General features: G+C 35.8%; 22 protein-coding genes. 8 read left to right on the forward strand and 14 right to left on the reverse strand.

Annotated features, from left to right (window positions below):
• The first annotated feature begins 95 nt into the window (after positions 1-95).
• Positions 96-1,544 (forward strand): hypothetical protein, encoded by a 1,449-nt coding sequence (locus tag GJU32_RS07330; protein ID WP_230874974.1) that lies wholly within the window; start codon positions 96-98, stop codon positions 1,542-1,544.
• Positions 1,537-2,613, forward strand: a complete 1,077-nt coding sequence (locus tag GJU32_RS07335; RefSeq protein ID WP_155591271.1) for a hypothetical protein — start codon at positions 1,537-1,539, stop codon at positions 2,611-2,613. Before GJU32_RS07330 ends, GJU32_RS07335 begins: the two co-directional genes overlap by 8 nt.
• Before the next feature lie 880 nt (positions 2,614-3,493).
• Here the strand turns inward: GJU32_RS07335 and GJU32_RS23135 are convergent.
• From GJU32_RS23135 to GJU32_RS07365, 7 genes are all read right to left on the reverse strand, one after another.
• Entirely contained in the window at positions 3,494-3,706 is a 213-nt protein-coding gene (locus tag GJU32_RS23135; RefSeq protein ID WP_196426624.1) for a hypothetical protein, read from the reverse strand.
• A gap of 30 nt (positions 3,707-3,736) precedes the next feature.
• The gene (locus GJU32_RS07340; RefSeq protein ID WP_155591272.1) at positions 3,737-4,027 is read right to left on the reverse strand and encodes a hypothetical protein; all 291 of its coding nucleotides are present in this window, start codon (positions 4,025-4,027) and stop codon (positions 3,737-3,739) included.
• Positions 4,028-4,729: 702 nt separating this feature from the next.
• Positions 4,730-5,671: an oxygen-dependent tRNA uridine(34) hydroxylase TrhO gene (gene trhO, locus GJU32_RS07345; protein ID WP_155591273.1), complete on the reverse strand. Its 942-nt coding sequence runs from the start codon at positions 5,669-5,671 to the stop codon at positions 4,730-4,732.
• 463 nt (positions 5,672-6,134) lie between these two features.
• Positions 6,135-6,803, reverse strand: coding sequence for a DNA alkylation repair protein (locus tag GJU32_RS07350; protein WP_155591274.1), 669 nt, complete (start codon positions 6,801-6,803; stop codon positions 6,135-6,137).
• 269 nt (positions 6,804-7,072) lie between these two features.
• Entirely contained in the window at positions 7,073-7,360 is a 288-nt protein-coding gene (locus GJU32_RS07355; protein ID WP_155591275.1) for a hypothetical protein, read from the reverse strand.
• An 11-nt stretch (positions 7,361-7,371) separates the two neighbouring features.
• A complete protein-coding gene (locus GJU32_RS07360) occupies positions 7,372-7,800 on the reverse strand; it encodes a hypothetical protein (RefSeq protein ID WP_155591276.1) in 429 nt (142 codons plus the stop codon).
• Positions 7,801-8,051: 251 nt separating this feature from the next.
• Positions 8,052-8,780 (reverse strand): LuxR C-terminal-related transcriptional regulator, encoded by a 729-nt coding sequence (locus GJU32_RS07365; protein ID WP_196426625.1) that lies wholly within the window; start codon positions 8,778-8,780, stop codon positions 8,052-8,054.
• Positions 8,781-8,912: 132 nt separating this feature from the next.
• Here GJU32_RS07365 and GJU32_RS07370 point away from each other — a divergent pair, with 132 nt between their 5' ends.
• Positions 8,913-10,022 carry a class II histone deacetylase gene (locus GJU32_RS07370; protein ID WP_155591278.1) on the forward strand — a complete coding sequence of 370 codons (1,110 nt, stop codon included), beginning with the start codon at positions 8,913-8,915 and terminating at the stop codon, positions 10,020-10,022.
• 211 nt (positions 10,023-10,233) lie between these two features.
• On the opposite strand, the gene GJU32_RS07375 is transcribed toward GJU32_RS07370, so the two are convergent.
• The 3 genes from GJU32_RS07375 to GJU32_RS07385 form a co-directional block, all read right to left on the reverse strand.
• The gene (locus tag GJU32_RS07375) at positions 10,234-11,232 is read right to left on the reverse strand and encodes an NADP-dependent oxidoreductase (protein WP_155591279.1); all 999 of its coding nucleotides are present in this window, start codon (positions 11,230-11,232) and stop codon (positions 10,234-10,236) included.
• Between the two features lie 35 nt (positions 11,233-11,267).
• On the reverse strand, positions 11,268-11,603 hold the full coding sequence (locus GJU32_RS07380; protein ID WP_155591280.1) for an ArsR/SmtB family transcription factor: 336 nt from the start codon (positions 11,601-11,603) through the stop codon (positions 11,268-11,270).
• A 189-nt stretch (positions 11,604-11,792) separates the two neighbouring features.
• Positions 11,793-12,389, reverse strand: coding sequence for an SCO family protein (locus GJU32_RS07385; RefSeq protein ID WP_155591281.1), 597 nt, complete (start codon positions 12,387-12,389; stop codon positions 11,793-11,795).
• A 587-nt stretch (positions 12,390-12,976) separates the two neighbouring features.
• Between GJU32_RS07385 and GJU32_RS07390 the strand changes: the two genes are divergently transcribed.
• The 5 genes from GJU32_RS07390 to GJU32_RS23140 all read left to right on the forward strand — a co-directional run bounded on the left by GJU32_RS07390 (position 12,977) and on the right by GJU32_RS23140 (position 17,512).
• Complete coding sequence (locus GJU32_RS07390; protein WP_155591282.1) at positions 12,977-13,312, forward strand: DUF485 domain-containing protein; 336 nt, start codon at positions 12,977-12,979, stop codon at positions 13,310-13,312.
• Positions 13,313-14,866, forward strand: a complete 1,554-nt coding sequence (locus tag GJU32_RS07395; RefSeq protein WP_155591283.1) for a solute symporter family protein — start codon at positions 13,313-13,315, stop codon at positions 14,864-14,866.
• Positions 14,867-15,347: 481 nt separating this feature from the next.
• On the forward strand, positions 15,348-15,686 hold the full coding sequence (locus GJU32_RS07400) for a DUF485 domain-containing protein (protein ID WP_155591284.1): 339 nt from the start codon (positions 15,348-15,350) through the stop codon (positions 15,684-15,686).
• Positions 15,687-15,694: 8 nt separating this feature from the next.
• Positions 15,695-17,239, forward strand: coding sequence for a solute symporter family protein (locus GJU32_RS07405; RefSeq protein WP_155591372.1), 1,545 nt, complete (start codon positions 15,695-15,697; stop codon positions 17,237-17,239).
• 96 nt (positions 17,240-17,335) lie between these two features.
• The gene (locus GJU32_RS23140; RefSeq protein WP_196426626.1) at positions 17,336-17,512 is read left to right on the forward strand and encodes a hypothetical protein; all 177 of its coding nucleotides are present in this window, start codon (positions 17,336-17,338) and stop codon (positions 17,510-17,512) included.
• Positions 17,513-17,543: 31 nt separating this feature from the next.
• Here GJU32_RS23140 and GJU32_RS07410 read toward each other — a convergent pair whose 3' ends face one another.
• From GJU32_RS07410 to GJU32_RS07425, 4 genes are read right to left on the reverse strand one after another with little or no spacing between them, the layout of a single operon-like run.
• Complete coding sequence (locus tag GJU32_RS07410; protein ID WP_155591285.1) at positions 17,544-18,293, reverse strand: TatD family hydrolase; 750 nt, start codon at positions 18,291-18,293, stop codon at positions 17,544-17,546.
• Positions 18,283-19,032: an ABC transporter ATP-binding protein gene (locus GJU32_RS07415; protein ID WP_155591286.1), complete on the reverse strand. Its 750-nt coding sequence runs from the start codon at positions 19,030-19,032 to the stop codon at positions 18,283-18,285. The genes GJU32_RS07410 and GJU32_RS07415 overlap by 11 nt, the downstream gene beginning before the upstream one ends.
• Positions 19,007-19,780, reverse strand: coding sequence for an ABC transporter permease (locus tag GJU32_RS07420; RefSeq protein WP_155591287.1), 774 nt, complete (start codon positions 19,778-19,780; stop codon positions 19,007-19,009). The genes GJU32_RS07415 and GJU32_RS07420 overlap by 26 nt, the downstream gene beginning before the upstream one ends.
• Entirely contained in the window at positions 19,780-20,070 is a 291-nt protein-coding gene (locus GJU32_RS07425; protein WP_155591288.1) for a thiamine-binding protein, read from the reverse strand. The genes GJU32_RS07420 and GJU32_RS07425 overlap by 1 nt, the downstream gene beginning before the upstream one ends.

Raw genomic sequence — 20,070 nt, forward strand, 5'->3', positions numbered from 1 at the left:
CTGTCTCATTTCTTTAATTAGGGAGAAATAGATAAAAATCTGAAAGGGTACTTTGGAAGAACCCTATTGATTAAATTAATATGAGGTGTGCATAAGTGAGTGATATATTTAATGAAAATACAAAATTGTTGCTTGAAATGAGTGTGGCTGATGGCAAATATGATTTCACATCGTCTATTTTCGGAGCACTAAATCAAGCAGAACTGGAAATACATAATTTAGATGAAACAATTGAATCAATTAACGGCTTAAAGCCTAATTGTGATAAATTGGATTATATATTAGCTGCAAGTTCGGGTGCGTTGTGTGGGATCATTGATATTTTCTTAGTCGGTAAGCCAGGAGAATCCCCTCTTGGAGATATTACTGATAAATGGTTTGCTAATCGAACAACTAATTTTGCAAAACTGTGTGGATGGAAAGATAAAGGAGAGAACTCTTTGTCTTCAGCAATCCGATTTCTTGAAAACAAGTTTAAAATTCCTTATGACCAGCGTGGAGCTGGAGACGCGGCAAGTTTTGTTTTCGATTTGAATCCGACAAATCATCATGTTAAATCACTCGCACATAATCCTAGTTTGCTTGGTTTGTTCTTTTCAATATTAGACCAGTTTACTAATTTTTCACATTTTATTTCTAATGGTGAACTTATATCTTTAGCTGATGCAGATGGGAAATTCGAGTTAAGAGGAAGCAACGTACCAAGTAAATTATTCTGTGCATTCGCTAATTGGTTTGGTCATTTAATATCTGATATATCAGGCTCATCAGGTAGCAAGGGACGTGGAATGGGAATTCCTTCACCTTTATGGACATGGACAAATGATATTATTACATTAAAAAGCAAATTGAATATTCCTGTGTCACAGCTCGATAAGTCAATAAACGAGCTGGCTATAAATATATTTAAAGAGGGATATGATGCTCGATTCCAGTCGGCTCAAGCCATTCCGGTTTTTATAAATGAGATGCTAGTTCGACTTGTTTATGCAATCAGAAGACTTATCAAATATTTTGCTGAAACCGATAAAGAAACTCGTTCGTTTTCGCTTATGTGGAAAAAGTGTGAGCCTTTTTCAAATCCAACTGTTAAAAGAATGTTGACTGTAGCACATGGGACGTTTTGTATTGTAGATATTAGTGATGCTTCTGTTCGTGGTTTTGTAACTGGTGGAGGATCTTTTAATCCGATTGAGTTCTTCTTGCGTTTTAACATCGTAGGGGTTGGACGATTTACTATTTCTTTATATGGTGAATTTAAGCGTGAAATGGGTATACAAAAGGCAGAAAGAGCAATAATCTTTGCTAGAAAAGAAAAATTAGTTGTAGAAAATTATATTGAAGGGCTCAAATTATTATCGGAGTTATATGAAGATAAAAATCTTTTGAATTTTATAACTGATTTCAAGAATAGTGATATGTGTATACAAGCCTTTGAAAAATCTGTTTTGTTAGCTACAAAGAGAAATGTGCCAAATCAAAAAATTTTAAAAAATAAGAGCGAAATAGATTCTTATTTTTTAGGAGGAAAAAAAGGTGAGTAAGAAGAAATCGAATCTACAAATTGCTCAAGAACAAGCAGAATCTACCATTAAAAAGACAAATGATAAAATAGAGGAACTTGGGAAAAACACTTACAATCTTTATACTGCATTAAACGATATTCAGGAGTTATTTGATAAAATTAGAAACGTGCCAAGCGAAAAGCGTTTGGAATATAATCAACTAAAAGGTGTTCGTTTAAATTGGAAACATCAGGTTGAAAAAATCGAGTCAGATTATAAAAATGCTGTTGCAAAAAATGCTGGAAAAGGTGTGGTTGGTGTTGGCGCAGGAGTTGCAGTAGCAGCTATTGGTCCAACTGCAGCAATGGGTATAGCTACAACTTTCGGTGTTGCATCAACCGGTACGGCAATTTCCGCTTTAAGTGGTGCCGCTGCCACTAATGCTGCATTAGCATGGTTGGGTGGTGGAGCACTTGCTGCAGGCGGTGGCGGTATGGCGGCCGGAAACGCCTTCTTGGCTCTTGCTGGACCTATCGGTTGGGCAATCGCAGGTGTTGCACTTTTGGGTAGTGGAATTCTCTTTTGGAAGACTAAAAGTGATCAGAATCGACTTGAAAACATTTTCACCTTGATTTGCAAGCGAGATATAAAATCCTATGAGCTTGCCATAGTTGAACTTAATGAACGCATATCTCGTATAAAAGAAGAAAGTGTTAAACTTTATAATGCAATTGAAAAAATTGAATCGTTTGGTTCGGATTATCATCAAATGGCCCAAGCTCAGCAATACGAATTAGGAGCTTATGTAAATTTGATGTCGGCATCAACTCAATTGCTTGTAAACCCGATATTAGGATTGCAACCAAAGTACAATGAAGAAGATTTCAGCAAATTTATTTCTGATGGCAACAGAAAAGATATTAATAAAGATCTAATAATCGCATTGTCAAACCTTTTATATAAAATTGAATTGGATAATAAAGATAAACAGCTTTTGTGGAAGTCTTTTAAAAAGAACAAGGAATTTTTAGCATCTATGGATATTTCGAAGAAAGAGTTTGATTATATAATTCTCGATATAGTTTCCGAGGCTCTTGACTTTAAATAAATTAGAATTGATCCATTTCCATTTGGAATCACAGCTTATCGAGCTTTTTTAAGTATTGGACAATCAAAAGAAGGTACAAAAGACTTGTAGATAAGATAAATCAATTTGACTTATTAAATAGTTGGGTCACTGTCCTAAAAAACCACGGAATTATGCCACTCCAAGATAGTATAAGTCCAACTGTTTTTGAAGCTGTTAAAGGGTGTTTAGCATTAATAGTAAAATTAAGAAATACCATCCGCATACATACAAAATGAAACTTGATGAAAATTTAAGTAACAGGCAGGTTGACCTTCGTATAAAGAATAAGTAGAAGAGTTATTCCACAATCAGGCGCGTTTGTGGAACAATACAGCTGGAAAATGATCAAACTTTTTTTATATAAATCTCATACTTATTTTAAAGGAGTAACTCCATTTTGAACAATCTTCTTTCAAAATGGAGGTTTTGAAGTTGCTATTAGATAAGGATTGAGGGATATTTTTTAATCAATCTTTATTCCTAATTAAAAAGTTAAAGTAAACCAGGATAATTTATGAAGTTATGGCTATTGTGGAGCTGCACATGTAGAAAATGAACAAACTTTGTTTTAGATATTAAAGGATATGGGGAATTTCAAACCCAACGGTTTATGTACAATTTCTTTAGACAATCATGTATTAAAAAAATGAGCTGTCCGGACATTCTTGTCCATTTTTCTTTTGAAAACGTGACTTTGTCTGGACTTTCTTGTCCAAAAAGTAGGGAATTATATTTTGTCTGTAGATTCTTGTCCAAAATGTCTGTAGATTCTTGTCCATATACAATAATTGCAATGGCTTCATATGGTCCGAAAGCGTATATTTTCCACGCCAAATAATTTTAGTTTACATAATATAAATTATAGGAAGTTACGTTTCATTGAAAAGTATACTACTAATAGTGAGACAAAATGAATGTAAAAGGTCAAATAGTTTGGACCAAAAAATTTAGTATTCAGCCAATCATCGAATGATTTTTCTAAGGTATCTTCTATATTTTCCTGTGATGAATTCAATTCTAATTTATTAATAAAGCAAATCTCCTCTTCTACAGTACCTATTTTTTCTTCCACATCAAAAATTCTATCTTGATAATAAATTTCCTATTGCAGCATGAATAATTTCCATACTATCCTTTCCATATGATAATGGTTGTGGAGAAACATAGTATATTCAGCTAGTTCATATTCAAAATGAATTTGAACTTTAGTTGCTAAATCTTCAAACATATTCGTTTCCATACGAATAAAGTAAATAATTTCACCTTCTATAATTTGATTCGACACATCTTTAATAGAGTTCATAGCTACAAATTTTTCAATGAATTCTTGAATTCGTGTAATATTTAAAGAGGAGAATTTCTCTAACATATAAATTTGATAATTTAATTCCAATTTCTTCAACCCCCATTCTTAAACTTCTTTTAGTAGTTGCTGTGTCTTAAACTTCAAACTAGTTAAGGATATCATTCGGATAAAATTATTTGATTTTAAAACCTAAAACAAGCATAACCTCGTTCTAAATTTAGGTCGGGGTTAAAATATAATTGTTTAATATAAGATACTTCACTGTACATTCAACCATAGCGCCCGGAAAAGCGTTTCCCAAATGGGTATCATTCTCGACTATTTTTTAAAATTCTCATCTACCAAAGGTTTTTCTTCTTGATCAACCATAACGGTTCATCACTTCCAGTACAGTTCTTGGTAGCTCCTTAATTTCAACATATATATGCCACACTTTTTAAAGCTATTATTCAAGACTCTGGCCCTTTTCAGGAAGAAAGTTGTTATCTTATTTCAGAAAAGCGCCCAATTGTTGCTCATCCTGCCTCAAAAAATTTCTAATTCTTCTTTTTACTACATCCTCTTTAGAAATCACTTCACTTGCATATTTTTTACATCCTGCGTTTCGACGTATACATTTAGTCATTTCCTTTTTCCTTACATAAGAAAAAACACCCTATGTAAGCGAGCAGACTAGTTCCATTATGAAATGGATAGTTTGAACACTTACATAGAGTGTTTTAAATACCTCTATATAGTTGGTTGCCGTTATAAAAGATAGTTAATGACGTTTTTTATGTTTAGTCATGCTTAACCTTGTAACGCCTCAATTGTTTGAGCTACTTGCTCTTCTGTTAAATTGTGTCGCACGATGTAGCGGTTGCGCTCATGCATTGTACATTCGATTGTACAGCCACCTAAATGCTTTGCTTCATTTTCTTCAGATGCGATGATTTGCTTGTTACATTCGGGGTTTGCACAGTTTATGTAACGTTCACAAGGTTCACCGTCATAGTGATCACGACCGATAATCACATGCTCTACTTGATTGATTGGCACCGTTAAACGCTCATCAAATACGTACATTTGACCGTCCCATAATTGACCTTTCGCAACAGTGTCTTTTCCGTATGTTGCAACACCGCCATGTAATTGACCGACATTGCCAAAGCCTTCACGTTTCATCCAGCCCGAAAACTTCTCACAGCGAATCCCACCCGTGCAATAGGTTAAAACATTTTTCCCTTCGAATAGCTCACGGTTTGCACGTACCCATTCCGGAGTATCACGGAAGTTTTTTACATCTGGTCGAATCGCGCCACGAAAATGGCCGACATCGTATTCATACGTGTTCCGCACATCTAATACTACTGTATTTTCATCTTGCATTTCAGCAAGGAATTGTTCTGGTGACAGGTAGCGACCTGTTAATTCATGTGGGTTTACGTCTTCTTCTAAGCCTAAGTTTACTAACTCACGACGTGGGCGTACGTGCATTTTTTTGAATGCATGACCATCTGCCGCATCAATTTTGAAGACAATGCCTTCAAATAATGAGTCTGCTTGCATGTTTGCCATGTATTGCTCTGTTTGCTCAATCGTACCTGAAACAGTACCGTTAATGCCCTCATTGGCTACTAAAATACGACCTTTTAAACCGATTTCTTTACACATTGCTAAGTGCGTTGCCGAAAACGCAGCTGGATCTTCAATCTTCGTGTAATGGTAATATAATAAAATTTGATAATTCATTGTTTTCACCTATCATTCCATATATTCACAGGATGCCCCTGATAGTTTCTTTTACGACCTATTAACCATAAAGGAAAATCATTTAATATGCTATCGGTAATTAGGCTGAAATGGGTATAAATATTGTTTTTAAAGAATTTGTGAAGTGGTCAGCGGACTTTTTGTGTTTTTCCACAATCTGGCCATTGAATGTAGACGTAGAGAAATGCGCCCAGATCTTTTTCTATTGAATAGTATCGTTGTACTGCGCAGCTGGAAAGTTGTTCTTTTAAAAGATAAGCGCTCTACAGATCAAGAAGAGATAATGGGTTAATCCTTTACATCTTTCTTTCATTATTTCACTAACTAGCTGCCATAACGCGTTGTTTTCTTTATTTTTCGGTTCAAACCTATTACAATTTTGATATCGAGGCTTTGAATTCCTTTTTTTTACATTAAACCCTAATAATTTTTTCAGAGGTAACTAATTATTATGTCGTTTGTTAACTTCAATCGTAATGAACTCCGGCAAATAGCTGGGCGTACATCCTTTTGCTACTTTTTCATCTTTGTAAAGACCCGTTTTCTCACCAAGTTTAATACAACGTGCACGATTCTTCTCATCATAAACGCCTATCCAGCCCGCGGTGAAATTCATAGCCCATTGAACTTCCGGTTCTTCCTGTGTAATATTAGCTTCTATTGCAGATAGCAAGTCTGCGGTGTTATCAGGCGGTGTTTGTCCAGTCCATCTCAATCGCCCTTGATAATACCAGAAAGCTCGCCTTTGAAGAGCTGAAGGGCTATTTTCCCATGACTCCATCAATGCAATCTTCTTCTTGTCTTTGGTAAGCTGATTAGCCATTAACCAATCCATTAAGTTATTTCGCTCATCAAAAGTGTGCGTCTGCATATCCTTATCAAGCTTATTTAGCACATCATATGAAAGAAGTTTTTTGTCCATTATTAAGATTGCTAATAGTCTGGGTAAAAACTCTTCGGTTGACCAAAGTTCCATAGCTAATTCGTGATCTTTTTTAATGTCCTTCGCGATTTTTCGTAAGTCGCCTAGCTTAGTTTTACTATTGATCTGAGGTAGAATGTCTTCTGCTTTTGAAGAGCGTTTTATTTCTGTATCTTTTTTTTCATCCATTTTATACAACTCCTTTATTAAAGCACTGTTTCATATTCGTTATATGTCTTATTGCAGTGGTGTGCCTCTAAAGTTTACCTTTTTTAATATTGTAGCATATATCATATTAAAGCTTCCTCCACCTATAATAGAAGAGCAACTATCTTTAATTAAAATAACTTTTACTTCCTTTAGGATACAAAAAGAGCATTCCTTTTTAAAGAAACGCCCCCGATACTTATACATAAAGACATACACAATAATTGCCTATTAAGTGATGTGACAATAAGTTATTGTTTCTTTCCTTTTCGTTCTAAAAGTATAGGTGCTATATTTAGTAAGATAGAAAAAATTGTCAAAAACCATAATGCCCTTTCCATACCAGGTACTACATCCTCTAAAGCTGCCCAATCATCCACTTTTACCCACCGGGATACAAGACTATATTCTGAACAAAGTGTCAACGCTGTAAATGATAACCCCATTGCCATCGCAAGTTTATAATCTTTACCTGTTGTATACATATAAAGATTTACAAAATTTGCTACTATTGCAATAAGTCCTAGTATTAACCACATAAGTATACCTCCTAAACAAATTTTATATTTTTTTTCACAGAATTTTCTACTAATGCGTAGAGTAAACCTGCAATCCCAAAAATAATAATCGAACTAACAATACTTAAATTATATTCTTCTATAAAGCGGGAATCATATATTATTTCTAAAGAAAAAGCCCCTATTACCCCACCAAATAAAGTAAAAGTAACCACTTTGAATATCCGATTTTTCATAAATCTACTCACAATACATGTTAATGGCAAAAATGAAAAAGGGTAAAGAATAAAAACATAAGAACCCGTTAAGAACAAATAAGCAACTCCAAAATCACGAAATCCTGTCATATATTCTGATGCCCTGATTTTATTGCCTTCTAAAACTTCTAGACCGAATCCAGCTAAGGCAAACAACAATATAAAAGGTATCCACATTATTAAACAATGATAAAAAGTTTTCATTCTAACTCATCCTCTTATGAATTTTATAATATTGGTACAATTAAACTTCTTATTAAATCAAACGAATATAGTGGAAGAAAGTTACAATGTTTCTCTGACTAACCACAGACAAGCGCTTCATCTAATCCTGTTTTGTTCATTATAAAAAGCGCTAATCACTTGTTGGATCAACGCTCTCATTAGTTATAAGAATTTATAATATGCATTGCTTCACTTTTTTTAAAATCTTTTAGTCCAAATTAAGTATAGTTTTAATTACGATTCTTATTTGAATTTAACTTACTTATTAATTCTGTTCTATTCAGAACTCCGTATTTATCAAATATATTTTGCAAATGTTTTTTTACTGTATGAATTGAAATAAACAATTCTGTACCAATTTGGGCATTTGTGTAACCTTTCTTCACAAGATTCACGACTTCTTGTTCGCGCCTTGAAAGTATACTTTTCTTTTCTTCACTGCAATTCAATAATGCTGAAGAAATAATGGTCGATAAATACTCAAACCTAAGTACATCTTGGTTTGTAAAATAATTGTTTTTTTCACGTTTAATCATACCTATTGTACCAATAACTTGTTCATTATGTGAAAGCGTCACAACCATCTCGTCATAGAACCCATATTTATTCATAAAGCCCTTATAATATTCTGACAGCTCGTATTGTTCATGTGTCGTAACATCGGATAATCGTAAAACATTCTTCTGTTTAAATAAATCCTTCTTAAAAGGTGGATATAAAAAGTCTAAATTATAGTTCCCATTTAAATATTCATCTAGCATTCTGTCAGAAATATTATAGTTAATTGGATCTTTTAATTGTCCTTCATTGTCTGCAAGCCAAAATAAAGTATGATTGTATCCGAAAATTGAAGAAAGCTCCTGGAGCGCTGAACTTCTAACCTTTGGTATAGCTTTAGTTATTTGAGAAGCAAAGTAAATTATTTTTTCATAGTCTGTAACGGATAATTTGTTATACATAAAACCCCACCCTTTTAATATAGACATATCTCCAAAAAAATGAAAACAACAAAAAATTATACTTTGGTGTAATATTATTCTCTTAAAATCTAGTTTATCATAAATTTATCAAATTAGAGAGGAGCTTTAAATATGAAAAAAACTGCATTTATTTGCGATGAAAGTTACTTCTGGCATGATACTGGGAACGGTGCTTTATTTTCATTACCAGGTGGGTATGTCCAATCTGATGGTCATGCAGAAAGCCCTGAAACGAAACGGCGTTTCAAGAATCTACTTGAACGAAGTGGATTATACGAAAAGCTCTATAAACTAAAACCTTATGCTGCTACAGAAGACCAACTCGAATATTTTCATACAAAAGATTATATTCAAAAGGTGAAGGAATTAAGTCGTATTGGTCATGGTGACGCTGGTGAATTAGCTCTTGTTGGAAATGGCTCTTATGAGATCGCTCAATTATCAGTTGGTGGTGCCATTTCTGCAGTAGAAGCAGTTGTTAAGGGCGAATGTGACAATGCCTATGCTCTTACAAGACCACCTGGGCACCATGCAGAAGCCAATTTAGGGATGGGGTTCTGTCTATTTAATAACGTTGTTATTGCTGCTCACTATGCTCGTAAAGAACTTGGATTAGAGAGAGTTATGATTTTAGATTGGGATGTTCACCATGGAAATGGTACAGAATCTGCATTTTATAATGATCCTAACGTACTTTTTATATCCCTTCATCAAGAAGGACTCTTCCCTGCTGGACGTGGAGAAATCGATCATATTGGTGAGGAAAATGGGAAAGGAACGACTGTGAATATTCCCCTACCTGCTGGTACAGGAGATGCTGGTTATATGTATGCACTTGAAGAAATTGTAAAGCCAATAACTGACGATTTTAAACCTCAACTAATAATTATCTCTGCAGGACAAGATGCAAGTATTTTTGATCCTTTAGGAAGAATGATGGTATCTGCTGAGGGTTATAGAGAAATGACGAAATTCATGTTGCAACTAGCTGAATCTAATTGTGATGGAAAATTAGTTGCTGTACACGAAGGTGGTTATAGCACTGCGTATGTGCCGTTTTGTTCACATGCAATCGTTGAGGAACTGAGTGGTATCACTACAGATGTAGAAGATCCTTTTATCCATGCATTTAATGGCGTTCCTTATAATAAATTGTCTGATCATCAAAAAGAACGAATTGATGAAATAAAAGGCATACACATTAAACAAGAAAACTACTAAATTGAATATGCATAAATAAAATCTTAACAGGCTGTAGACAACATCACTTTGTTTACAGCCTGTTTTCATTGCCTTTTTTGGTATTCTTAATCTTATAACATGAAATTTAAAAAAGTTCCGACTTTAAAGACCAGGTACTCACTTATTATGAGCCCCACGGGTAACCTACTTCTGTTTGTAGAACGCTAGGTAAAATTTTTTGCTTAGCTACCTATCTAATTTTTACTATTATCTTCCCTTTAGCCCTTCCCGACTCTGCATATTCCATTGCCTTTTGAGCATCTTCGAATGAAAATGTTCGATCAATTACGGGTTTGATTTTACCAGATTCAATATAGTCTGCAATTATACGTAATTGAGCGCCACTTGGCTTCATAAACAAAAACGTATATTGAGCATGATGCTTTTTTTCGAGTGCAGTCAGTGAATGACTTGCTGCTGAAAATAATAATTTTTTGAAAATCCCTGAACCATATTCTTTAGCAAAACGGGCATTTGGCATGCCTGAAACGGAAACAATTTTTCCTCCATTTTTGATAATGTCGAAAGATTTTTCGAGTGACTTCCCTCCAAGTGTATCAAAGACTGCATCATAATTTTCCAGTATCTCTTCAAACTTTTCTTTCTTGTAGTTGATCACTTCATCTGCACCTAGAGATGTTACTAAATTAGCTCCAGCTTCACTAGCAGTCGTTGCAACGGTGGCACCCATTAATTTTGCCAGTTGAATTGCAAAAGTTCCGACACCACCAGACCCAGCATGAATCAAAATCTTTTGACCTTTTTGTAATTGCATGATGTCATGTAACGCTTGGTAGGAGGTTAACCCTACCAGTGGAATCGATGCAGCTTCCTCAAAGCTCAAATTTTTTGGTTTTAGCGCGATGTCATCTTCATGAATTGCGATATATTCCGCAAAGGTTCCGATGCTACTCTTACGTGGGCGTGCATATATTTCATCCCCAACTTTAAAACGAGTCACTTTTGCACCAATCTTTACCACAACGCCTGAAAAGTCATTACCAAGGATAAGAGGCATTTTATATTTAATTAGCAACTTCACTTTCCCATCGCGTATTTTAAAATCAATAGGGTTAATACTAGCGGCATGGATTTCCGCAAGTACCTCATATTCTCCAATTACAGGTGTAGTCATTTCCGCCAACCGCATGGGAGCTTTGCCATATCTATCAATAACCATTGCTTTCATTGTTTATTCCTCCAAATAACATATGTCTTATCACTTCAATAAAAGTTTTGCATAAACTCTTCTATATCCAGCACAAGTGTTTTTAATAGTCCTAATTTTGTACGTACATCAATATAATAAAAGTTTTTTGTACCTTCTTTACGCATTAAAATAACACCGGCATCTCGCAAAATCTTTAGATGATGAGACACTGCAGGTCGAGAAAGGTGTGTTTGTTCTGTAATTTCCCCTACACGCAAGCCTGTTTGACAATCCGTTCCCATTAATACCAACAAAATCGATTGACGTGTTTCATCCCCAATTGCTAGTAATACATTTTGACAATTAATAAAATCTTCTTTAATTAAGTTTAGTTGCTCCTGTTTATTCATTATAAAAACCTCCACTAATTCGTTGATTGGTTTAAGTTAATGAACCATATTACTGAATAACACAATATATTATTGTTACATTCGGTGCAATATTGGGAAAGAAAATCGAGACGAATCACATCTTAGCGTGACTCTGTAGGATATATATTTTTATAATAAAAAAACACAGAAGTCACATGGACCTCTGCGTTATTTGCTTTCCTTAATAAGAGCTTTCATATCTCCAACAATTGTTTCAACTGGTACGTTTGTCGCGCCATCATAGTCTTTTACAACTGTGCCGTCTGCGTTTACTAAATAATAGCTAGACATATGTATCACTTGGTCTGAGTTAGGATCATTTTTAACTAATGAATTAAATGATTTACGTGCAAATTGCTCAATGAATTTTTGTTGATAGCCCGTTAATAGCTGCCACTTGCTATCATCTACAACGTTATACGTATTTAAGTAATTCGTTAATACCTCAGGCTTATCCACCTCAGGGTCCACACTAAATGCAACAATTTGATAATCCTCAAGGTCTTCATCTTGAAGTGCTTGTTGAACTTCCGTCATATTAAATGTCATTGGCGGGCAGATCGTCGTACAGTTCGTGAAAATAAACATTGCTAACCATGGTTTACCTTTTAAATCATCCAGGCTTACTTGTTCATTTTTTTGATTGGTTACAGTGAAATCTTGAACCTCAAGGTTTAATGTTGGCTCAAATTTGTAACTTCCGCAAGCAGCTAAAATGCTACTTAATGCTAGTACTAAAACGAGCATTATACTTTTCTTTTTCATTTGTGGTGCCCACTTCCCTTCAATTTCATCATCTTATTTTATTCATTATAGAAGCTAAATACAAGATAATGGTCTTACACCAGTATTGCTTTTTGTGTAACATGTGAACATTAACTTATTCTGGTATTTCACCCTACTAAATTTTCCAAATAACGCATCTCTTTTAAAAAATTTTTTCACAGCTTTTTTATACTATTTTCGATATTTCCCAAGGCATCAGAAAATTGTTATATAACAACGTTTTTCTACTTTCTACTCTTTTTTTGATTTTACTAGCAGTATAATAAAATACAGAAAATTCTCTTTCATGTTTATATTTTCTCCTACATTCATCTTTATTAACAATAAACTATTTTAGTAATATTATTTCAAGAAATTTCTTATTTCTTCTTCGAGCGGTTTTTTTCTAACAATTCCCCATTATTTCTAAGTTATTTTCTCTAAGTAAAAGTGACTAAAAATTATAAAAACTCAAAATTTAGTATTGCATTATAAGAATCTCCCCCATAAAATAAGTGAATATAACGACGAATTAAAAAGAAATATGTCGTTTTAAACAGAAATATATAACTTTAGGGGGAATAATAATGGCTAACGTTTCAAGTGAAAAACAAGCCCAGTCAATTGATTATCATGCAATTGAGGCAATGGAATCGTTCAATAGCTTTGTAAAAAAGAAAAATACCTTCCTTTTCTCGATTACAGCAATGTTTCTAATCCTTTATATCTTGCTTCCGATCCTTGCTTTCCAACCTGTACTACAACAAAAATTCTTCGGAAATATTACGGGTGTTTGGGTTTATTCTGCAGGATTATTTATCATGACCATTGTGCTTTGTACAATATATGTAAAAAAAGCGGCTTCATTCGATCAAGCTGCAGCTGCTGTTTTAGCAGAGTATCATGCGAAAGGTGGTAAATAAATGAACTTCGTATCTGTTGGTTTCTTTTTAGCTATTGTTGGCTTAACACTTATTGTTACGTATATTGCGGCAAAGCGTACTTCCTCTGCGGCTGATTTCTATACTGCTGGTGGCGGTTTAAAAGGTTGGCAAAATGGCTTTGCGATTGCTGGTGACTATTTATCGGCAGCTGCTTTTCTAGGTGTTTCTGGTGCTATTGCCTTAACTGGTTTTGATGGCTTCTTCTTCTCTGTAGGCTATGTAGTAGCAAATTTAGTACTACTTTATGTAATTGCTGAGCCAATGCGTAATTTAGGTCGCTATACGTTAGCAGATATGTTAACGGCTCGTTTTAATGAAAAAAGAATTCGTGGTGTTGCTGCGTCAGGGACCATAATCATTGTGATTCTTTATATGATTGCACAGCTAGTAGGGGCCGGTGCATTGATTAAACTATTATTTGGGATTGAGTATTGGATTGCCGTGTTAATCGTTGGAGTTATGATGACTACGTATGTGTTATTCGGCGGCATGACAGCGACTTCTTGGGTTCAAATCATTAAAGCCAGTCTATTATTATTTGGGACAGGTCTATTAGCAGTATTAGTATTAGCGAAATTTGACTTCTCTCTTATGAAGATGTTTGACACGATTGCCGTCGATCATGGTGAAGAATTCCTTGTGCCAGGGATCAAATACACAAGTACAATCGACTCCGTTTCGATGATGATGGCTTTAGTTTTAGGAACATCAGGCTTACCACATATTTTAATGCGTTTCTTTACAGTAAAGGATGCAAAGACTGCACGTGCTTCGATTTCTTGGACAACTTGGATTACAGCTATTTTCTTCTCATTAACGATTTTCTTAGGATTCGGTGCATTAAACTTTGTAGGTCTGGATCAAATTCTAGCTGAAAGTAAGGCTGGTAACACAGCTGCCCCACTTCTGGCTCATTATCTAGGCGGAGATGTATTAATGGCATTTATCGGTGCTGTAGCCTTCGCGACAATTTTAGCAGTTGTTTCGGGCTTAGTATTAACGGGAGCTTCTGCGATTTCTCACGATATTTATGGAGAAATTATTAAAGGCGGGAAATTAACTGAAAAGCAACAGGTGGTAGCTGCTCGTACAGGCTCTATTTCGATTGCGATTGTGTCTATTATTCTTGCTCTGTTCGCTCAAAACTTAAATGTTTCGTTCTTAGTATCCTTTGCGTTTTGTATTGGTGCATCAGCGAACCTACCTGTTATCCTTTACACAATCTATTGGAAGAAGTTCAATTCTACAGGTGCAGTATCAGCTATGGTAACGGGTTTAGTGTCCTGTTTAATATTAGGGGCAATGGGACCAAATGTTTGGAGCCCTGTAGAAGGTGCTGCCATTTTTGTTGGAAATCCACTTGTGCCACTTGCTGTACCAGCTATTATTACAATTCCATTGGGCTTTATTGCTGGATATCTCGGGACAGTACTTACATCAAGCAAAGTACCACAGGAGGAGGCTGAGCGTATTTATCAAGAAATTCGCGTGAAAGCGAATACAGGTGTGTCTGTTTCTGATGTTTCACATTAATATTTATACACATCATGTACAATGAATCCTAATTCAAAAAATGCAAAAAAATAGGCAAAAAATTCGATTTTTGGTCGAGTTTTTCGCCTTTTTTGTTATTCAATATCTACCAATTTACTTATCGAACAATATTATTTCTCTTCCAAAAAACAGAAAAAATCCAATTTCCACTAAGTAAATAGTGTTTATTTTCAGTTGAAAAAACGAGATTATTTTGTAATTTTACCCTTCCTTTTTTGTCAAGAATCTAGATTTCTCTTCACTTCATTTATTTATCTGAATTTTCTAAAACCCTTTATATCCTTGACTTTGTGGCATTTTTTCTCTTCCAGGACTATTTTCAGAAAAATTTTTTTTGCATAATTTTTCTGAAATGTATTGCAATTTTGTGAACTGTTTCATAAAATGAGAATGTGAATTCACTAAACTAGCAAAATTAAGTCTTGAGGCAGAAAAAATATACACAAAATGGGGAATGTTAATGGCGAACAATCAAGCAAAAAAAGGTGTCGTGATTGACTATGATGCAATTGCAAACCAAGAATCGTTTAAGGCTCTTGTACGAAGAAAGAACTCTTTTCTTTGGTCTATGACTGCCATATTTTTAATGGCTTACATGTTGCTACCAATTCTGACATCATACACAACAATTCTACACCAAAAGGCATTTGGGGAAATTACTTGGGTGTGGATCTACTCGGCAGGGCTATTCATCATGACATGGGGGTTATGTCATTTATATGTAGCAAAAGCAAACAGCTTCGATAGAGAAGCAAAAGCGATTATCGCTGAATACGAAAACGGAGGTGGCCGCCGATGAATAACGGAATGAGTTTCACAGCCATATTCTTCTTCGTAGGCATTGTTGGTTTAACATTAGTTATTACATGGTGGGCATCTAAACGCACATCTTCAGCAAGTGATTTCTACACTGCTGGCGGTGGGTTAACAGGCTGGCAAAATGGACTAGCTATCGCTGGTGACTATTTATCAGCAGCATCTTTCCTAGGTATCGCTGGTGCAGTAGCACTATTTGGATTTGACGGATTCTTCTTCTCTATTGGTTATTTAGTAGCTTACTTAGTGGTATTATACATCGTTGCTGAGCCATTACGTAACCTTGGGAAATTCACATTAGCTGACATGATTACAGCGCGTTTCGATAACGCTAAAGTTCGTGGAACAGCTGCTTTAAGCACTATTACAATTGTATTATTCTACATGATTGCACAACTAGTTGGTGCAGGAGCACTTATTCAATTACTTTTAGGAATCGACTACTGGATTGCTGTCTTAATCGTAGGTTTCATGATGACAACATACGTACTATTCGGTGGTATGACAGCAACTTCTTGGGTACAAATTATTAAAGCTTGTCTTTTAATGATAGGTACGGTAATTATTTCGTTCTTAGTTTTAAAAGAGTTCGGCTTCAGTATTTCTACAATGTTTAAAGAAATGACGACAGCTACTGATAGTGGGGCTGCTTATTTAAACCCAGGTCTAAAATATACAAATGGACTTGACACAATCTCCATGTTAATTGCGTTAGTATTAGGTACTGCGGGTCTTCCGCATATCTTAATGCGTTTCTTCACAGTAAAAGACGCACAAACAGCTCGTTCATCAGTTATTTGGGCTACTTGGATCGTAGGTATCTTCTACGTTCTAACAATTTTCTTAGGTTTCGGTGCAGCAGCATTCGTTGGAAAAGAAGATATTATCGCGGCAAACGCTGCTGGTAATATGGCTGCCCCACTTCTTGCGGAAGCACTTGGTGGCGACATTCTATTCTCATTTGTTTGTGCGGTAGCATTCGCAACAATTCTTGCGGTAGTAGCAGGTCTTGTACTTTCTGGTGCATCTGCCCTATCTCATGATATTTATGGACAAATTATCAAAAAGGGTAAAATTACAGAAAAAGAGCAAGTACTTGCAGCTCGTATCGGTTCGATCACAATCGCTGTTATTTCTATCCTATTAGCACTTGGTGCACAAACATTAAACGTTGCGTTCTTAGTATCTCTAGCATTCTGTATTGCAGGTTCTGCTAACCTTCCAGTAATCATTTACACAATTTATTGGAAACGCTTTAATACAGCTGGTGCTGTAACGGCGATGTTAACAGGTTTAATTTCAGCATTAGTGTTAGTTGCTATGTCACCTAACGTGTGGAATCCAGTTGAAGGAAAAGCGATTTTCGTTGGTGATCCGTTAATTATGTTAACGAACCCGGCACTAATCTCTGTACCACTTGGTTTCCTTGGCGGCTTCATTGGCACATTACTTTCTAAAGAAACAGATGATGCGAAATATCGTGAAGTAGATGTTAAAGCAAACACAGGTATTTCTGTACAGGACGTATCTCACTAATACACTCGACAACCTCGTAAGTATCTTGCTTACGAGGTTTTACTTTTTCTCCCTTATTCGTTACTATAAAGTTAGAAAGAATTGGAGGGTATGCTTATGTCACAGTCTGATGCTAAAAAGAAGCGTATGCATGTTAAACGAACAATCGGCAAGGATGTTGAAAAAAATCGGCAATCTAGCTCTTTCAGCACACATGAACGCATGACGAAAACAAAGAATGAGCAATTGGAGCATCATTTCAGTAAACATAAAAAGCAGTATAAGGACGAATAATTCGTACCCTATACTGCTTTTTCTTGATCCATTAAAGTCGATAGAAGTTTTTTGTATTTTGTGTGATGATCTGAGCCGCTTCCTGTGTTGACAACCCTTTAATGGACGCAATGACCTCAATCGTCGAATGCATCATCCACGGTGATGTACGCTTATTCGTAAACGGTCCTTCAAACGGCCAAGGTCCATCTGTTTCTATCATCATGCGTTCAATGGGGTAAGCTTGAATTAACTGTTGAATCTCTTCTTCATAGAAACAATCAGGCGTTATAGAAATAAAATAACCATGCTGTATCATACGTTTCACCACAGCCTTATCCCCTTTAAACCAATGAAAATGCGCTTTACGTAGCTGATGTTTTTCAAGTAAATCACATACGATGGCGGCGTCCTCATATACGGCATGTAAAACAATCGGCTTATCAAGCTCCTTTGCCAAAATGATAAAACGCTCTAATAAAGCCACATAAGGACGATTATCAATGGCTTGTTCTTGCCTTAAATAATAAGGTAGACCAACCTCACCAACAGCTACCATATCATCCGCATGGGCACGTATCCAATCAAATAAAGCATCCTCGTCTCTTTGACCTGGTAGAGACTGTTCAGGATGAAAGCCAAAAGCTGCCTTTACTTGATGATAGGTTTTTGACAGATGCAGTGTTCTTTCACAAGATACTAGCTGCATGCTAACTGCAATCACATAATCTACCTCTTCCAATAAAGACGAAATTTCCTCATCTTTATACTGATCCAAATGAATATGAGCATCAATCAACATACAAATCACCTTTTTCTTCCTGTAAGTACATAAATAACTGTTGCTTTAAAGCGGTGAATGCTGCAGAATGACGAATTTCCTCTTTGCGAGGTCTTTCAAACGGTACAATGATTTCCTTTTTAACCATTGCTGGACGTTTCGTTAAAACAAGTATACGATCCGCTAAAAAGAGCGCTTCTTCAATACTATGTGTAACAAATAAGATTGATTTACGGTACTCTTCCCAAATAGATAAAAGCCATGCCTGCATTTCCAGTCTCGTAAATTCATCCAGCGCAGAAAATGGTTCGTCTAAGCATAAAATAGGCTTATTACTAACCATGGCTCGTATAAAGGATACACGCTGCTGCATGCCTCCTGAAAGTTCGTTCGGATACGCATGGATAAACGAAGCAAGCCCAACCTTTTCTAACCATTCTTTGGCACGTTCAACGTTTGGTTTATGTTGTAATTCCTCCACGATGGTAACATTCTCTAAAATGGTACGCCAAGGCAGTAGACAAGGCTGCTGTGGCATATAGCCAATCGTTCCTCGTTTTTGTTGAATATCTTCCCCGTTTAATAAAATGGCACCTTTATCAATGGAAGAGATACCGCCAATTAATTGAAATAGAGTACTTTTACCACTTCCTGAAGGTCCCACAATAGCCACAAACTCGCCATCCTTGACATCAAAAGATAATTTGTCCAGGACTTGCAGGACATTAAAAGATTTAGCGATGTTCTGAATGCTGAGCATGGTAGCCTCTCCCCTTTACCATTAACTTTTCAATCAAACGAATACTGCTAAACAACAGTAAACTTAACAAAACGATTGCAAAAATCGCTACAAACACTCGATCCGTACGGAAGGAGGACTGTGCTAAGGTCATGTAAACACCGATGCCCTTCTTTGCACCAAGCCACTCCGCAATGACAGCACCCATCACACTGTATGTAGCAGCTATTTTAATACCTGAGAAAATAGCTGGATACGCATGTGGCCATTCCAGTTTCCAAAAAGTTTGTGCCTTCGTTGCACCAATCATGGCAAAATAATGCTTTAACTCGGGTGCCGTTTGACGAAACCCATCCATCGCCGCAATGACAATCGGAAAAAAGCACACAAGACAAATAATAATGAGTTTCGGTAAAAGGCCGAAGCCAAACCAAATAATGAGCAGCGGTGCTAATACAAGAATGGGAATGTTTTGCGACATAATAAGAATCGGATAAAACAACTCCCGAATAAAAGTAAAACGATGCAAAACAATTGCCACCGTTAAACCACAACCAATCCCAATGGCAAGACCTAATAAGGCTAATTGCACCGTGGCCAAAGCATGGGGTAGAAACGTTTGATACGATTGCATGCCCTCCAACAAAATAATACTTGGTGCAGGTAAGAGCCAATGAGGAACTTCAGCCATTTGCACAACTAGCTCCCATATGAATAAGAGGAAGGCGATAAAAATTATCGTCCTTCCCTTTTGCAACGCGCGTTTCATTACTGATATTTCTCCGTTAACTTGCCCATCGTAATACCTGTTGGTTGATATAAAATTTTCACTTGTGTAATGACATTGATGGCACCAAGATCAATCATCTTGTCATTCATTTTTTCAATGATTTGGAGTAATGTTGTTAACTCACCTTCCATCGTTGTCTCTAGTGGATGTACTTCATATTTCACACCAGAAGCGTCAATAACAGCAATCGCCGCATCTACATAAGGAATAACATCCTCATATTTCTCTGTTTTCGGAATGATTTGAACACTAATTAATGAATTTGCCAT

It is taken from the genome of Lysinibacillus cavernae, from assembly GCF_009724685.1.
Taxonomy (GTDB): Bacteria; Bacillota; Bacilli; order Bacillales_A; family Planococcaceae; genus Lysinibacillus; species Lysinibacillus cavernae.

What these genes read in the sequence shown, in the direction of transcription:
- trhO (WP_155591273.1), bottom strand. Translation starts at nt 5,671, where the DNA reads ATGAATTATCAAATTTTATTATATTACCATTACACGAAGATTGAAGAT.
- GJU32_RS07350 (WP_155591274.1), bottom strand. Translation starts at nt 6,803, where the DNA reads ATGGATGAAAAAAAAGATACAGAAATAAAACGCTCTTCAAAAGCAGAA.
- GJU32_RS07355 (WP_155591275.1), bottom strand. Translation starts at nt 7,360, where the DNA reads ATGTGGTTAATACTAGGACTTATTGCAATAGTAGCAAATTTTGTAAAT.
- GJU32_RS07360 (WP_155591276.1), bottom strand. Translation starts at nt 7,800, where the DNA reads ATGAAAACTTTTTATCATTGTTTAATAATGTGGATACCTTTTATATTG.
- GJU32_RS07365 (WP_196426625.1), bottom strand. Translation starts at nt 8,780, where the DNA reads ATGTATAACAAATTATCCGTTACAGACTATGAAAAAATAATTTACTTT.
- GJU32_RS07370 (WP_155591278.1), top strand. Translation starts at nt 8,913, where the DNA reads ATGAAAAAAACTGCATTTATTTGCGATGAAAGTTACTTCTGGCATGAT.
- GJU32_RS07375 (WP_155591279.1), bottom strand. Translation starts at nt 11,232, where the DNA reads ATGAAAGCAATGGTTATTGATAGATATGGCAAAGCTCCCATGCGGTTG.
- GJU32_RS07380 (WP_155591280.1), bottom strand. Translation starts at nt 11,603, where the DNA reads ATGAATAAACAGGAGCAACTAAACTTAATTAAAGAAGATTTTATTAAT.
- GJU32_RS07385 (WP_155591281.1), bottom strand. Translation starts at nt 12,389, where the DNA reads ATGAAAAAGAAAAGTATAATGCTCGTTTTAGTACTAGCATTAAGTAGC.
- GJU32_RS07390 (WP_155591282.1), top strand. Translation starts at nt 12,977, where the DNA reads ATGGCTAACGTTTCAAGTGAAAAACAAGCCCAGTCAATTGATTATCAT.
- GJU32_RS07395 (WP_155591283.1), top strand. Translation starts at nt 13,313, where the DNA reads ATGAACTTCGTATCTGTTGGTTTCTTTTTAGCTATTGTTGGCTTAACA.
- GJU32_RS07400 (WP_155591284.1), top strand. Translation starts at nt 15,348, where the DNA reads ATGGCGAACAATCAAGCAAAAAAAGGTGTCGTGATTGACTATGATGCA.
- GJU32_RS07405 (WP_155591372.1), top strand. Translation starts at nt 15,695, where the DNA reads ATGAGTTTCACAGCCATATTCTTCTTCGTAGGCATTGTTGGTTTAACA.
- GJU32_RS23140 (WP_196426626.1), top strand. Translation starts at nt 17,336, where the DNA reads ATGTCACAGTCTGATGCTAAAAAGAAGCGTATGCATGTTAAACGAACA.
- GJU32_RS07410 (WP_155591285.1), bottom strand. Translation starts at nt 18,293, where the DNA reads ATGTTGATTGATGCTCATATTCATTTGGATCAGTATAAAGATGAGGAA.
- GJU32_RS07415 (WP_155591286.1), bottom strand. Translation starts at nt 19,032, where the DNA reads ATGCTCAGCATTCAGAACATCGCTAAATCTTTTAATGTCCTGCAAGTC.
- GJU32_RS07420 (WP_155591287.1), bottom strand. Translation starts at nt 19,780, where the DNA reads ATGAAACGCGCGTTGCAAAAGGGAAGGACGATAATTTTTATCGCCTTC.
- GJU32_RS07425 (WP_155591288.1), bottom strand. Translation starts at nt 20,070, where the DNA reads ATGGCAAATTCATTAATTAGTGTTCAAATCATTCCGAAAACAGAGAAA.